Raw genomic sequence first — 15,485 nt, 5'->3', positions numbered from 1 at the left:
AAAGCTGTTTCTCAAATATAGCTAAAGACTCAGAAGTTTTAGTGTCGGGGAACGCTAAATTTAAAATTACTTCCTTCACCTTCGGTAGATGAAATACTCACTTTCCCATGCAAGGATTCTACTAACTTCTTCACTGTAGCAAGCCCAATTCCACTACCTACATTTCCATCACGGTCGGCGGTATCGAGCGTAGCAAATAATTCAAAGATCTTTTCAAATCTTTCCGCAGGAATTCCATTTCCATTATCGATCACTTCAAAGGTGTAAAATTCTTCTTCTGGAGTGAATGCGATCCTGACTTTTCTTATATCCTTATCGTTGTATTTGAGTGCATTACTAATCAAATTCATGAAGACCTGCGTGAGCGCAGCTTTATTGACAGCGGTCAACTCAATATCTTCTGGGTAACTAATCTCAATATTGTTGGAAACCGTATAAAGATCTACGATAGGCTTTAAAAGCTTGCCTAAATTTATATTAGAAGCTTCTTTTTTGATGACATGATCACTGCGATAAAAGCTTAAGATACCATCAATATAATTTCGCAGAGAATAAGAGGCTTCAACCAGAAATTGCAGGTATTGGTTCGTTTCTTCATCGAATTTCTCCTTGTTTTCATCTTTAAGTAATTCACTGAGTGATATGATATTCGCAAGGGGAGACTTCAAATCATGCGATACCAGACTCGCGAATTTCTCTAACTCCTTATACTTTTCTTCCAGTTTATTCTGAACAGTAAAAAGTTTCTGTTTCTGCTTTCTGGACTCAAATAACTTTAAGGCTTGTTTTGATAAGGCTAGAAGCGCTGCTTCCTGCTTGGAACTAAGCTCTTTCTCGTATGTGTCAAAAATACAGAAAACCGCTATAGCATGACCATCGGGATTATATAACGGGACACCGGCATAAAAACTATATTCAGTAGAATACAATCCTGTAGCCGACTCAAATATTTCGGGATCTTCTGAGCGCTTTAGACAGAGAATAGGAGTTTTACTTTTGATCGTTAGGTCACAAAAAGAATGCTCTCGTTCGACCTCAGTAGATTCGGCTCCATGTACAGATTTGTTCCATATACGATCCCGATCAACGATATTTATTTTGGCGATCGAAACCTCGCAGGCGACTGTGGCCAGGAAAGTAAGATTATCATAATCTTCGTCTGGTCCCGTATTTACAATTTGATATTCCTTTAAAGCGGCCCGCCTTAATTTCTCATTAAAAGTGCCTGAATTTTTCTGCATTTCCCCTTACATTCTTGATTTAAAGTTATTTAAATTTAAATAACTTTTTCAGAATAAAAGCTTAAACCGGGATATTATGTCGTAAAACGCTGAACTCGAACACAGTACCTTTATTTTCTTCAGAATTAACCGTAATAGTACCTCCAAGACTGTTTACCAGCTTTTTAACTGTGGAAAGTCCAATTCCATGACCTTTCTTACCTCTACGATCCTGTTTAGCCACCGTAGTAAAAAGATCGAAGATTTTAGATTGCTGTTCCTGTGCGATACCTATCCCATTGTCACTAATTTTAAAATTGAAAAAGTGCTCGTTTTCTGTACAATCAATATCGATCACTATTTTTTCCTGATCATTGTATTTAAGACTATTATTGATCAAATTCATGAAGATCTGCCCTATAGCTGAGGCATTTCCATCTATCAATAGATTATTATCGGGTAGATTGATCTCACAGTTATCCGCGATCTGGAGAAGATCTATAATGTCCTCCAGCATATCGTTTAAAAAGAATTCTTTTACACTATTCTCACTATGGTGTTCGTTGGAATAATGATCAAGTAAGCCATTTATATAGTCACTTAGAGTAAGCCCGGAATCCTTAAGGTAAGAGATATATTTCGCTCCTTCTTCACCTAATTTCACAGCATACTTTGCTTTGAGAACATCTGCAGTAATGATCATATTTGCAAGAGGCATCTTAAGGTCATGAGATACAGTGCTCGCAAATTGTTGCAATACCTGATAGCTTTCATCAAGCTCTTCTTTCATTTTTTCAAGCACACTGTTGGCTCTGCGTGTTTCCAGTAAAAGCTCCACCTGTTTCCCTAAAGATTTCAATGCCATTTTCTGTTCTTCGTCCAGATGATGCTCTTTGGAATCATAAACACAAAGCGTTCCCATAGGATAGCCTTTTGGATCCAGAAGTGAAATACCTGCGTAGTAATTAATAGGTGTATCTGCAGTAACGAAAGGATTATCAGAAAAGCGATTATCCTTCAACGCGTTTGGAACTTCCAGTAAATTCTCAGGATCTGTAATGGTATGACCACAAAAGGAAACATCTCGAGGTGAACCTTTCAAATCTGTTCCATAACTGGATTTGAAAAAATTACGATCGGCATCGATCATATTTACCACCGCGATTGGCGTTTTACATATATAACTAGCGAGCCTGGTAATATTATCATAAGCCTCTTCCGGAAGAGTATCCATTATATTGAGTTCTCGCAGAGACTCAAGTCTTTGAAGTTCATTCACTGGCTTTTCCGGAGTTATCATATATGCATCCTGTTTTTTAGGTTCAAAGAAAGATAAATATACTGATGTTAAAAATACTAAAACCGATCTTTTTCATAAACACCCAGACCAAAGAGTGCAAAATCATATTTAACGGGATCCAAGGGATCCATTTTTCTCAATTCCAAGTCGAGCTCTTTTACTGCTTTAGCATCATTCGCTTTCCTGTGCAATATCCCGAGTTTCCTTGCAACGTTACCAGAATGAACGTCTAAAGGACAGCTAAGTTTTGCTGCAGGAATGGTTTCCCATATTCCAAAATCCACGCCATGCTTATCTTTCCTGATCATCCAGCGCAAATACATATTGATTCTTTTTGCTGCTGAATTTTTCAGCGGATCACTTACATGTTTCTCGGTTCTTACCTGGTGAGCTAATTCGAAAAAGATCTTTTTTAGTTCATGGATGGCATTCTGAAGATCGGTTTCAGTTTGATATTTGATAAAAATATTCTCCAGTCCGCCATGCTCAAGATAAATATTCCGAAGTGATTTTAGAAAATACTTTAGATCATTCGCATTAAAAGTACGATGAACGAAACCTTCGAATCTTTCAAGATCCTGTTCTGAATGATTTAAAATAAAATCATAGGGAGCATGATCCATTAATTTCATCATCTGGTTAGCATTTTTTAAAATGCTTTTACGGTTTCCCCAGGCAATCGTTGCTGCCAGAAAACCCGAAATCTCAATATCTTCTTTCTTCTGAAATAAATGGGGAATACTAACCGGGTCCTCCGCAATGAATGCTAGTGTGTTGTACTGAGCCGTTTTAAAATCAAGAAATTCTTTTAATTCTGACTTTTTCAAATACTGGTTTTTATTTCAGGAGCAATTTTACCGTCTACCATCGTAAGTTTTCTATCTGCCATATTCGCCAGTTCTTCATTATGCGTAACGATCACAAAAGTTTGATCAAATTCATCTCTGAGCCTGAAAAATAACTGGTGAAGATTTTCCGCAGATTCTGAATCCAGGTTGCCTGATGGTTCATCTGCAAAGATCACTGCAGGATTGTTAATAAGACTTCTGGCTACCGCGATTCTCTGTTGTTCTCCGCCACTCAATTCTCCAGGTTTGTGAGAAGCCCTGTTTTTAAGCCCAAGAAATTCAAGTAATTCCATAGCGCGGTCTTCAGCCTCCTTTTTTGGAGTTTTATGAATAAATGCTGGAATGCAAATATTTTCCAATGCTGTAAATTCTGGAAGCAACTGGTGAAACTGAAAAATGAATCCTATATGCTTGTTTCGGAATTTAGAAAGTTCTCTGGATTTGAGTCCGTAGATATCAGTTCCATTAATAAGAAGTTCTGAATTTTTATCTTTTCCCGGTTTGTCCAGAGTCCCCAGGATTTGCAATAATGTGGTTTTTCCAGCACCTGAAGCTCCAACGATCGAAACGATTTCTTTCTTCTTGATATGCAGGTCTACCGACTTCAATACGTGCAGATCCCCGTAATATTTATGTATGTTCTTTGCGATTATCATGAATGCGAAATAAACATTCCGAAATTAGCCAAATTGCACACATTCCCCAAGTTAACTGCGGAATATGTTTCGGAGGTTATTGTAATCTATAAAATAAACGACCCTAAGGCTTAAATTGTGCCGTGCAGGTTTTGAAAATAAATTATCCAGGCTATCTGAATAATTGAGCTCACTCAGTTTATCTTCATTAAAAATCGAGTTTCGATACAGGAGCACGGCTTCACTACCGGGCGCAAACTGCCAGCGGTAGCTTAGATCCAGATTCCAGATATTAAAATTCGCGTCTGGATCTCTGAAAGTATTAGTATCATAACTGGTAGGTTCAAGTTCACCTTCTGCTATCAATTTCTGGAAGGAGTTATCACCAAAACTTGCCGTAGACCAGAATTGTCTCGCACTCAAACTTAAGCCTTGTTTTGTATTGAAATTGTAATTCGCTCGAATAGAATTTTCTACAGTTTTCTGATCTCTTATTCCGAAGATGATATTGTCATTTACTTTATTTACGAAACTGGGACGCTCTTTTTGCAATCCGTAATCAAACTCATAAACCATATTGAACCTGTCACTAAACCTGAATCTTGGTTCAATGCTCAAACCATAATAGGCATAATCTGTATCGAAATATTCTTCCACATAGATCCTGGAGTCAATTGCAAATTTCTTTCGATAATCTGATGATATAAAAAATCTTGAACTTGCAAAAGGTTTGTAGGTAACATACGTATTTTCAGCCCTGGTTTCAAAATAGTCTCTAAACTTTGAATTGAAATCCAGAGACCCTCCAAAAGCAAAACGCTCGCGAGTCATCGCAAAGAAATCTCCGCCCATTCCGGTATTGATCGTTTTGTCTGGTTTGTATCTTCGAAGGTGCTGGCCGTATAGACTAATTTGAAAATTGTTGAGATTACCCTGTGGTTCAAAGATCTGGTAGGAAGTCCCCCAGAAAATATTGTTGTAATTGTTCGTAAAGTTGATGCCAAGGTCGTTAATGTCGAAAGTCTCGTTCGCGAACTCATGAGCAACTCTATACCTGAAATTTCCTTTCGTACGGCGTGCTGCAAAATAGGAGGCAAAACCAGTAAGATTCTGGCCGGGAAGATTGACGTTACTCATCTTTGCCTGTCCTTCAACATTAAAACTGTTCGCCTTGTTGTACACGTCAAACAGGAAGCCTGTCACATTCCCATCTCTAAAGTTTCCATCACGTGTCACATTTGTATTAATCAGTGTTATAGATGAGTTTTTATTAAACCTTTGATCCAGAACAACAATATTATAATTGGCAAGTGGCTCGGTGATCTTGGATCTTGTGTTGCCAGTTAAAGTATCGCGAAATACTGCTTTCGCTTCGCTGGTAATTGCATTAAAGACTCCAATACCTAAACCACGATCTGTTCTTCCTGAAACTTTCAGCGCATTAAGAAGATCTGTTCTGCTCGGATTTTCAATAATTTCCTCACTATCAAGTCTGCTGGTTTGAGCCGTGTTGAAACCAATAGGAGTACTCCCAACTCTTCTGGAATAAAATAAATTTCCTTTATTAAAAAGCTCAGTTCCTTCAGTAAAGAAAGCGCGGTTCTCACCAAAGATCTGTTCAAAAGGACCCAGATTCAATTCAACTTCGTCATAAGCTGTCTGTCCAAAGTCTGGCACTAAAGTCATATCCAAGGTAAAGGAATCATTAATACCATATTTCAGATCCATTCCAGCGTTGAAACTAAAATCATCACTGCCGTCAAATGAGTCAAAAGCAGATTGTATAAATGGATACAGACTCAGGCGAACAGGGGGATCAATATTATTAATCCCAGTAAGTAAACCTGTGTACTGTGCCATTTGTCCTACCGACTTATTGATATAGTTCCAGACATATGTTTCATTTCTATGCGTGATCTCACGTGAAAACTGCAAGCCCCATCTTTGTTTTTCAGTTTCCGGAAATCTCAATGCAGAATAAGGGATCTTCATTTCAAGATACCAACCATTTTCATCCTTGGAAACTGCCGACTCCCATACTACATTATAACCATAATCCTCCTGAGATCCTGTAATGCGTGCATCGGCTTGCGTTCCAGCAGAGGTTACTATAAACCTGGTCTGGTTCTCACCATCATCATAAGTGTTGATGTCCATCAAAAAATATTCAGATTGTTGAAGATTATCCCGCTGAGTAAATTGCCTGATTGTTTTATCTGGATCACTTTCCTTCATGGTCGCAGCAATATAGATCGCAAGATCATCATATAAGATCTTGACTTCTGTAGCGTGGGATTCGGGAATTGGAGTACCATCTCCAGGCTCAACCATTACAAATTTTTCCGCTGTAGCAGCTTTCTTCCATACTTCTTCCGAAGCTAGTCCATCGATCTTTGGTGCTTCCTGTATACGAGTTGCCTCGTAATTTTTCCTAATTTCTGAATTTTGTGAGGATAAAATGCTGCAATTGATGATAATAATGAAAAGCAGCCAGTATTTTTTCGACATTTATTGATGAATGTTCAATATTGATATTTACGTAAAAGTAAATGCTAAAATTTTATCGGCAAAGTTTTTCATTAAATTCCCGTTAAACGAGGTATTTCTTGTTTAATTAGACCTTAAATTTGATAAACAAAAATAATATTGCAGGTTATGAATGAAGATAATTTGAAGAAAGCGACCCTTGCCGGAGGATGTTTCTGGTGTACAGAGGCTGTTTTTCAGAGATTGAATGGTGTAGAAAAAGTGGTATCAGGTTTTACAGGGGGTGCGATCAAGAATCCCGCCTATAGAGAGATCATTACAGGCCGCACCGGACATGCAGAAGCAATACAGATTACATACGATCCAGATAAGATTGCATACAACGACTTACTGTTGGTGTTTTTTGCGACTCATGATCCAACGACACTTAACAGGCAGCAGAATGATGTTGGAACCCAATATAGAAGTGCGATATTCTTTCATGATGAAGAACAGGAGAAGATAGCGAGAAAAACCATAGAAGTTATTGAAGAAGAAAATGCGTTTGAAGATCCTATCGTAACCGAAGTTACTGAAGCTTCCGCTTTTTATGTTGCAGAACAGGAACATCAGGATTTTTACAATCAACACAGGCAACAACCATATTGCCAGTTTATAATTGACCCGAAAATATCAAAGCTGAAAAAGTATTTTTCAGATAAGCTTAAGCAAACTAATGATCATGGCATATAAATTTTTTGAAGAATACAACCAGGAGGTTACTGGCAAAATGAAACAGAGTTTTCAGGACATCCTTGTGGGCGTTGGAGAAAATCCCGAACGAGAAGGAATCGTTAAGACTCCTGAAAGAGCTGCCAAAGCAATGCAATTCTTAACTCAGGGATATGAAATGGATGCGGAAAAAATTCTGAAGAAAGCTATGTTTTCTGAAGATTATGATGAAATGGTTGTAGTGAAGGATATAGAATTATATTCACTTTGCGAACATCATATGCTGCCATTCTTCGGAAAAGCTCATATAGCATACATCCCTAACGGAAAGATCGTAGGATTAAGTAAGCTTCCTCGTGTCGTGGATGTTTTTGCCCGAAGGTTACAGGTACAGGAGAGACTAACCCATGATATTCTGGAATGTTTGAATAATACACTGCAACCTCAGGGAGTAGCTGTGGTCATCGAAGCGGTACATATGTGTATGATGATGCGCGGAGTGCAGAAGCAGAACAGTGCCACCACAACATCGGGTTTCCGTGGACAGTTCAAAGAAATTGAAACCAGGAATGAGTTCCTTAAACTTATAAGCTCCGACCTTAAATAGATTTGGCACCTTATTTGCTTTTAAATAGTCAAAACCAAAAAACATGAAGCTATTTAAAAATAAATTATTTGCAAAAGGTCTGGTATACGACCTTGTAGGGATGGCAACTGTTGCAATTCCATTCGTAGGTCCATTTCTGGATTTACTATGGGCGCCATATGCTGCTAAAAAGATGAGAGATATGTATCCGGGTAGAAAAGGTAAATTAGCCTCAGTACTTGTTTTTATTGAAGAGATCCTTCCAGGAACTGATATAATTCCAACTTTTACACTAATGTATCTATACACCTATGTCTGGAAGAAGGAACCTATGATGCAACCACAGGTGATCGAAGTAGAAAGTTATTAGAATTTACCAGATATAAATAAAGAAGGGCTACTAATTTCAGTAGCCCTTTTTTATTTAAATATGAATATTAGCAGAGAGCATGATGTTTCTCCCAATATTAGATATGCTATCATTCTTTAATCGGGACAGGTGTGCAAAATAATCCTTATCAAATAGATTGTTCACACTTAGTCGCAATTCAAATAACGCGCTGTTGGTTCTAAGCTCAGTTCCGGCACCCAGATTCACCAGGCTGTAACCACCAGTTCGGGTTTCAAAACTGCCAGGGTTTTCCTGATCAAACACATTCTTTAGTGTTATAAAACTATAAGAACCCGATAATAACTTCCCTTTATCAAATTCAACCCTGAATGTGTTCGTAAGAGAATTTGCTGGAATTAATGGAAGGTAATCATCATTATCCAGTTTTCCGGTTACTGTTTCAAAGCTACTTTCCAGGTGAAGCCAGTCCAATGGATGTGGGTGAAGGTGGATACCTATTTCGCCACCATACAATTTAGCGTCATCTTGCTGATAACGAAATACATTCTCATCATCTATAATTTCTCCAGACGGACTTATAAATATATAGTCATTTACATTATTAGAAAACCCATTTACAAAAGCTTCGAAATGTTGATTTCTCCATTCCACGGCAAGATCAATCTGGAAATTCTGTTCATTATCTAGATCAGGATTTCCAATCTCGTATCTGTTAGCACCATTGTGAGAACCATTAGAGGTTAGTTCAGATAAATTAGGCGCTCTAAAGCCACTGGCAAGATTTAACCTGGTGGTAAGATTATCGGTAATATCCAATTTTGCACCTAAAGCTCCATTAAAGCTATTGAACTGTCGATCTACTTCATCAAGTATATCACCGTCCTCTGCGATATAGGATTCTGTTTCAATAGATCTGTTATCATATCGTATACCTCCTTGAAAATCAATTCTTGGTAAGTGATAATGAGCAGTGGCGAATAAACCAAAATCAGTAGTAGTAGCATCGGGTATTAAAATTTCCTCACCAAAATTCTCGTTGCTCTGCCACATTCCCTGTACTCCGGCAATAACGTCCAGGTTATCGAACTTGGGGAAATTGTATTTTAGATTATAGTTTAAAGTTTCCAAATGCATCTCAAGAGCTGGTTCATCACCTTCATGATCTTCATTTCCATGTACATCCTCTTCATGCTCTTCGCCCTCGTGTTCTTCGTGCTCTTCACCTTCATGATCTTCGTGATGATGATGGTCTTCAAATTCCTGGCGATCGTTAAACTGGTAACCAACTTTAAGGTCGATACTGGAATTATTCAGATAAAACTTGTTATCAAGACTCAGGATATGGTTGTCGATATTCTGGTAGGGTAGAAGTGGATCTTTATCAGTGGATTGAACACCCAGTTCTTCCGGAATACCAATTTCTGAATTATTAAAGTTATATCGTAGATCTCCTTTATAAACACTGTTCTGCAAACCAATTCCCGCTTTGATATCTTTCTCATTAAAACGAGTATTGGTAACTCTTTCTCCATCTCCTGTTTCATAATCACTATGAGCAGCATAACTTCCTCGTGCAATAATTTTTAGTCGTTCACCAGCAGTAGAAGCCATTAAACTAGTTTGATACCCTAGCGTATTTGTAAAATAATCTGACTCCAGACTTGCTTTCGTGCTATTCTCAGGGGCGTATCTTTCGGGATTCAGATATAAAACTCCACCAATGGCATCACTTCCGTAGAGTAAAGAGGCAGGTCCTTTGATAACTTCCACGCTGGCAATCCCTTTAGAGCTAATTCCCAAGCCATGCTCATCGCCGTATTGCTGATTCTCTAAACGAACTCCCTGAGTGTACACTAGCACTCGATTAGAACTAAGTCCTCTTATTACAGGTTTTCCAATACCCAATCCCGTGGTTAGATTTTCAACTCCCGCTATTTGAGTAATTCCTTCGGAAAGGTTTACAGCTCCATTTTTAGAAAGTTCAGAAACACTTTCGCGTTCCACCTTCATCACATTATCACTTTGTAATTGGTGAAATGGAGTAGATACTATAACCTCTTCCATTTCTATGGCTGAAGAATTTAATGTAATGGTAATATTCTGGGAAGGTAGAACCACATCCTGGGTATAACTGGCGTACCCTATCGAAGATACCACCATTTTAAAATTACCGCTTGGCAGATCTGATATATTAAAATTACCATCAAAATCTGTCATCGTCCCTCTTTCGAGAGCAGGGAAATAAATATTTGCACCAAGAACTGGTTCCTGAGTATCCTGATCGGTGATTTTTCCGCTCAGGGAATTTTGTCCATATATAATAGACTGAACTGCCAATAGCAGTGTCAATAGCATTGTATTACGCATTGAAATATTTTAAATGATTATTACTGCATTATCCTGTAATAGATAAAGCTGGTGGACCACGTAGCTCATAGCATAATGGTTCATAATCATTTAAAAATCGATAATAATCGCAGGTAAGAGTAGAGGTATAGAATACCTCAGTAAATTCAAAACTCTGGACGTCCAGAGATATAATTGGATTCTTTTGAAATTTATGAAGTTCGCAATCTAAGGACTTATCATGATAATGCTGATCTGCATAATTATTACATATTTTATGTCCATGATCTGAGAAAATATGCGAAAAACTCACTCCGCTAGGAAGCAGTATGAGGACTGCCGTAAAAGCTAGAAGTATGTTCTTCATCAAAACCATATTAGGTATCAAACATTTTAGCCAGACCGAGCCTGCTCAACATTTTCTTTTCGAAAGCCCAGAAAAATTGAAACTGACCAAATATCCAACCAAAACTCACCAGCAAGATTTGGTATATTGGAAATATCAATAAAATTCGAAGTGTCCAGTAAATGCTCCAGTGTGTAGTTTCAGATGTGATTCCCAGGAATTGACAGAGCGGGCCGGCAATTTTCGCAGAGGAAGAACCCGTAATGGCGAAAACCAGCAATATGATAAAAAGCTGCCAGTTATCATCAATTCCCCATCTAGCCTTCAGTTTTTTCATACGGCAAATATACGATTTTGCTTAAAAAATCAAATTCGTGTAGGAACACTAAATCGTTGGTTATAATGCCGGCTGAAAAAAACAAAATAATTGTACAGCAAATAATTTACCTCATACCCATAATTAATGTTCGGATCGTAGTTTATTTGATTGATATATAAATTGGGATCGTAGGTTTGTGGTTGCATAACCCTCGTATTATATTCAGTTACCAGAAACTGGTTTTTATTTTCCAGATAAGACTGCGTATGATATCCTCTAGGTCGAGCATAAGAATTGATGAACAAATTGAATCCTGGCTCAATGATAATTATTTCATATTCAAGACTATCATTGGCGATACGAACAGTATCGTTAGTTGCATCCCTGTCCTTAAAATCTCTGGATCTACCGGAGCCACAACTATAAATAAATAAAGCCAGTAGGCAAATGTAAATTATATTCTTCATAACAATTTAATTAGCTGCAATAAGCATTCCCTATTTCCCTCCTGTAAAACCTCCTAAAATACTGTCTTCGGAAGAGTCTTTATCTTCCAGAGCGATTCTTCCGGCAGGTTTGATAAGATCTGCGGTATCATTTGATCCGCTCGTAATTACTTTTATATATTCTTCTGAAGCTTTTTCAGAAGCACCTAATAACGTTTGTTTAATTTCAGTAAGCTCCAATTTGCCGTCTAGAGATAGGATTTCAGAAATGATCGAAACCGTAATGTTTTCAGCAATAGTTAAAAATTTTTCTGAACTATGAGACTCTACCTTGAAGGTATCTTCCAGTAATGAGTTCATCACCTTTTTATCTTCCGAAGAGATAATAGAACTTTCCTTCAATAAATCTGCAAACTTTAAATCACTAAATTTTGTCAGTTCTGATTTGGATTTAGATAGTTCAAGTTTAGATATAGTCCATGGCAACAGGCATGCGAATATTTGCAGGACCCATTCCTTATCCAGTTTGAACTCCGCATGAGTATTTTGGATTAGGTCTTTACCCTTTGAAATTTTGAAAAGATCCAGAATATTTGCCATTGACTTCTATTTTTTAAATATTTTGATAATTTGATGTGCCAGTTCTTCTCCAATTCTTTCCTGAGCCTCACTAGTTGCAGCACCAATATGCGGACTAAGTGAAATACTTTCGTTCATCAATAATTTTATAGCTGGGGAAGGTTCATTCTCAAAAGTATCCAAAGCAGCAAAAGAAACCTTTTCATCTTCGATCGCATTCAGAAGCGCTTCTTCATCTAAAATACCACCACGAGCGGTATTGATGATTCCCACACCCTTTTTCATTTTATCAAATTCTGCTTTACCAATAATTGGTTTAGACTGTGCGGGAACATGTAAACTAATGAAATCTGCATGTTCTATTAGCTGCTCTACAGGTTCAGTCTTAACAGGAATGGTAACTTTCTGGTCATTGTAGAAATCCAGTGTGATCTCGGTTTCTCCAACTTCCTTATCGCTGGCAACCACACGCATACCAACTCCTAAAGCAATTTTAGCAACTTCACGACCAATTCTGCCCAGACCTATAATTCCAAGTGTTTTGCCACGCAATTCAGATCCTCCAGCATAGGATTTTTTGAGATCCTTAAATCTGGAATCACCTTCCAAAGGCATATTTCTATTGGAATCATGCAATTTTCTGGCACCTCCAAAAAGATGAGCAAAAACAAGTTCTGCCACGGAAGCTGAAGAAGCTTCGGGAGTGTTGATCACGGTAATACCTTTACTTCGGGCGTATTCCACATCGATATTATCCATACCAACACCGCCGCGTCCAATAACTTTAAGATGTATACAATTATCTATAATATTCTTGCGAACCTCTGTAGCACTGCGTACAAGAAGTACGCTAATACCATTACTATTTAAGTAATCTTCCAGTTGATCCTGGGCAACTTTTTTTATGATAACTTCAAAGCCGGCATCCTTTAATAGTTGTACACCACTTTGTGATAAACCGTCATTTGCTAATACTTTCATTCTAATTTATGTCTGGATTAGTTTATTTCTTTTTCTAATTTCTGCATGAGATCTACTACTACCTGCACACTTTCAATTGATAATGCATTGTACATGGATGCTCGGTATCCACCCACACTTCTATGTCCGCTAAGACCATTCACGCCAGCATCCTTCCACAATGTATCGAATTGATCTTTATGAGCCTCATCTTTAAGGTTGAAAGTTAGGTTCATTGGGGACCTGTCTTCTTTAGCGGCAAAGCCTTCGAATAAAGGATTACGATCAATTTCTTCATATAAAAGAGCTGCTTTCTCGGCATTTCTTTTTTCCATGGCATCAATACCACCATTCTTTTTGATCCATCGCATAGTAAGCATGGAAACATATACCGCGTAAACAGGAGGTGTATTAAACATACTATCTTTTGAGATATGCACCTGATAATCCATCATGCTTGGAATCTGCCGGTCAACATTGCCCAAAAGGTTTTCTTTTACAACGACAAGAACAGTTCCGGCTGGTCCCATATTCTTCTGGGCTCCGGCATAAATAAGATCAAAATCTTCAAAATTAAGTTGTCTAGAAAATATATCACTACTCATGTCGCAAACGATGGGAACATCAGTATTTGGAAATTCCTTTATCTGTGTTCCAAAAATTGTATTGTTACTGGTGCAGTGAAAATAGTCTGCATCCTCAGGAATTGAATAGTCTTTCGGAATATAATTGAAGTTCTTGTCTTTTGAGGATGCTACTTCTATCACCTCACCAAACAATTTGGCTTCCTTGATCGCCTTGGAGGACCATGTACCGGTATTAAGGTAGGCCGCTTTGCTATCCAGTAAATTATAAGCGGTCATTAAAAATTGCATACTCGCGCCACCCTGAAGAAAAAGTGCTTTATAACCTTTATCCTGTAACCCTAAAAGTTCAAGAGCTAAATTCTGGGCTTCTTCCATAACCGACACGAAATCTGCACTACGGTGAGAAATCTCCAGTATCGAAAGACCAGAGTTGTTAAAATCCAGAATCGATTGGGAAGCTTCCTGAAATACTTCCTGTGGTAATATGCACGGACCTGCGCTGAAATTATGCTTTTTCATTAGTGTGTATTATAAGTGTGTATTCACAAAGATGCCAAATTTCGAAGGTCTTTGCTGTTATCGAAATGATAAGATTAAAGTTTACTAAGGAATTCTATAGTATCAATATTGTCTGCGTAATCCCACAGTTCTGGTTGTTGTGTTTTACCAAATGCAACTTCATTAGGCTTTGGATCTTTCCTTACTATACACTGCAATTTTTCGGAATTGGATTCTAGAACTTCTTTCAGGTTATCCTCATCCTTGTAGGTCTGGTAAAATACTGTTGCGATTGGAGAACCAAAACTTTCATCCTCTTTCAGCATTAAAAAACCGTTATCAAGGATCTTATATTCGCTCATTAAATAAACTGCCTTGTTGTAATCATAATTATTGGCATATTTATTTTCGTTGATAATAGGATTCCAGGAATACATAGCCTTGAAGAACTGGTCGAAATCATATCCTTCAGGCACATATAATTTAGATACATTACGACATCCTAAACCATAATAAAGAAAGATGTCCTCACTTAAAGCCTCAAGTTCTTCTTTAGATTCATTACCAGTAAGGATAGCTATAGAATTCCTGTTCTTGCGAACAATATTTGGTTTTCCTTTAAAGTAATATTCAAAATACCGGGCAGTATTATCACTTCCGGTGGCGATCACCGCATCAAAATTCTCTAGTTTCCCCTTGGTAAATTCTATCCGGTTCTTATATTCTGAATTCTGCTCGATAAGAAATCGAGCGATAAGAGGCAGTAATAGCTCATCACTCGAGGATTGTTTTATCTGTACTTTGTGATCACAGATGATCGTGGAAATAAAATCATGGAAACCAACCAGTGGAATATTTCCAGCCATGACAATCCCGATTTTTTTTCCGCCAGAATTTGAAAGATCATAGCGACCTATCCATTTTTCAATATTCTCGAATTTTAATGCTTCGCTCCACTGCTGAAGTGAGAATACAATATTTTCCCGGGTAAACCATCCGTTACGATGAATGGAACCATCGATCTTCTCATGTATTTCGTTAGTAAGCTCATCTAGTTCTGAAAAATCTGGATGTCTTTGAACTCCATCGATCTGAAACTGACCTAAAAATTTTCCTAATGCAACAAGGTTTGAAGTATGCGCTTCGATTGTCATGTTCATATTTGGTTATGAGGGTGGCCTATCTTAAATTTGTGAAGCGAAATTAAAGTTTCCGAAGCTATTAACCATAATTTTCTCTAAAAGCTCAGGTCTTTTTTCGCTCAG

16 protein-coding genes are annotated in these 15,485 nt (G+C 37.7%); 3 read left to right on the top strand and 13 right to left on the bottom strand.

Features of this window, described 5'->3' with window-relative positions; genetic code table 11:
* Positions 1-38: 38 nt before the first annotated feature.
* The 5 genes from ACNKXS_RS12320 to ACNKXS_RS12300 all read right to left on the bottom strand — a co-directional run bounded on the left by ACNKXS_RS12320 (position 39) and on the right by ACNKXS_RS12300 (position 6,511).
* On the bottom strand, positions 39-1,241 hold the full coding sequence (locus ACNKXS_RS12320; protein ID WP_417921105.1) for a GAF domain-containing sensor histidine kinase: 1,203 nt from the start codon (positions 1,239-1,241) through the stop codon (positions 39-41).
* Positions 1,242-1,302: 61 nt separating this feature from the next.
* Complete coding sequence (locus tag ACNKXS_RS12315) at positions 1,303-2,520, bottom strand: GAF domain-containing sensor histidine kinase (RefSeq protein ID WP_417921104.1); 1,218 nt, start codon at positions 2,518-2,520, stop codon at positions 1,303-1,305.
* Positions 2,521-2,576: 56 nt separating this feature from the next.
* A complete protein-coding gene (locus ACNKXS_RS12310; protein WP_417921103.1) occupies positions 2,577-3,347 on the bottom strand; it encodes a TIGR02757 family protein in 771 nt (256 codons plus the stop codon).
* Entirely contained in the window at positions 3,344-4,024 is a 681-nt protein-coding gene (locus ACNKXS_RS12305) for an ABC transporter ATP-binding protein (protein ID WP_417921102.1), read from the bottom strand. The genes ACNKXS_RS12310 and ACNKXS_RS12305 overlap by 4 nt, the downstream gene beginning before the upstream one ends.
* A 51-nt stretch (positions 4,025-4,075) precedes the next feature.
* Positions 4,076-6,511, bottom strand: a complete 2,436-nt coding sequence (locus ACNKXS_RS12300; RefSeq protein ID WP_417921101.1) for a DUF5916 domain-containing protein — start codon at positions 6,509-6,511, stop codon at positions 4,076-4,078.
* Positions 6,512-6,658: 147 nt separating this feature from the next.
* Here ACNKXS_RS12300 and msrA point away from each other — a divergent pair, with 147 nt between their 5' ends.
* From msrA to ACNKXS_RS12285, 3 genes are read left to right on the top strand one after another with little or no spacing between them, the layout of a single operon-like run.
* Positions 6,659-7,222: a peptide-methionine (S)-S-oxide reductase MsrA gene (msrA, locus tag ACNKXS_RS12295; protein ID WP_417921100.1), complete on the top strand. Its 564-nt coding sequence runs from the start codon at positions 6,659-6,661 to the stop codon at positions 7,220-7,222.
* Entirely contained in the window at positions 7,212-7,808 is a 597-nt protein-coding gene (gene folE, locus ACNKXS_RS12290) for a GTP cyclohydrolase I FolE (RefSeq protein ID WP_417921099.1), read from the top strand. The genes msrA and folE overlap by 11 nt, the downstream gene beginning before the upstream one ends.
* Before the next feature lie 43 nt (positions 7,809-7,851).
* Positions 7,852-8,157: a hypothetical protein gene (locus ACNKXS_RS12285; protein WP_141877847.1), complete on the top strand. Its 306-nt coding sequence runs from the start codon at positions 7,852-7,854 to the stop codon at positions 8,155-8,157.
* Between the two features lie 54 nt (positions 8,158-8,211).
* On the opposite strand, the gene ACNKXS_RS12280 is transcribed toward ACNKXS_RS12285, so the two are convergent.
* The 8 genes from ACNKXS_RS12280 to ACNKXS_RS12245 form a co-directional block, all read right to left on the bottom strand.
* On the bottom strand, positions 8,212-10,506 hold the full coding sequence (locus ACNKXS_RS12280) for a TonB-dependent receptor (RefSeq protein WP_417921098.1): 2,295 nt from the start codon (positions 10,504-10,506) through the stop codon (positions 8,212-8,214).
* Positions 10,507-10,534: 28 nt separating this feature from the next.
* Positions 10,535-10,852 (bottom strand): hypothetical protein, encoded by a 318-nt coding sequence (locus ACNKXS_RS12275; protein ID WP_417921097.1) that lies wholly within the window; start codon positions 10,850-10,852, stop codon positions 10,535-10,537.
* 10 nt (positions 10,853-10,862) lie between these two features.
* On the bottom strand, positions 10,863-11,168 hold the full coding sequence (locus ACNKXS_RS12270) for a DUF6787 family protein (protein WP_417921096.1): 306 nt from the start codon (positions 11,166-11,168) through the stop codon (positions 10,863-10,865).
* A gap of 29 nt (positions 11,169-11,197) precedes the next feature.
* Positions 11,198-11,617 carry a DUF6146 family protein gene (locus ACNKXS_RS12265; protein WP_417921095.1) on the bottom strand — a complete coding sequence of 140 codons (420 nt, stop codon included), beginning with the start codon at positions 11,615-11,617 and terminating at the stop codon, positions 11,198-11,200.
* A gap of 30 nt (positions 11,618-11,647) precedes the next feature.
* The gene (locus ACNKXS_RS12260) at positions 11,648-12,196 is read right to left on the bottom strand and encodes a hypothetical protein (RefSeq protein ID WP_417921094.1); all 549 of its coding nucleotides are present in this window, start codon (positions 12,194-12,196) and stop codon (positions 11,648-11,650) included.
* A 6-nt stretch (positions 12,197-12,202) separates the two neighbouring features.
* Positions 12,203-13,156 carry a D-2-hydroxyacid dehydrogenase gene (locus ACNKXS_RS12255; protein WP_417921093.1) on the bottom strand — a complete coding sequence of 318 codons (954 nt, stop codon included), beginning with the start codon at positions 13,154-13,156 and terminating at the stop codon, positions 12,203-12,205.
* A 17-nt stretch (positions 13,157-13,173) separates the two neighbouring features.
* Positions 13,174-14,241, bottom strand: coding sequence for a 3-phosphoserine/phosphohydroxythreonine transaminase (gene serC, locus ACNKXS_RS12250; protein ID WP_417921092.1), 1,068 nt, complete (start codon positions 14,239-14,241; stop codon positions 13,174-13,176).
* Positions 14,242-14,315: 74 nt separating this feature from the next.
* On the bottom strand, positions 14,316-15,380 hold the full coding sequence (locus tag ACNKXS_RS12245) for an acyl-CoA reductase (protein WP_417921091.1): 1,065 nt from the start codon (positions 15,378-15,380) through the stop codon (positions 14,316-14,318).
* Positions 15,381-15,485 lie beyond the last annotated feature (105 nt).

The organism is Christiangramia marina, assembly GCF_048285865.1.
Taxonomy (GTDB): Bacteria; Bacteroidota; Bacteroidia; order Flavobacteriales; family Flavobacteriaceae; genus Christiangramia; species Christiangramia marina.
The sequence above is the reverse complement of the archived record's forward strand: the minus strand, read 5'-3'. Positions and strand labels throughout refer to the sequence as shown.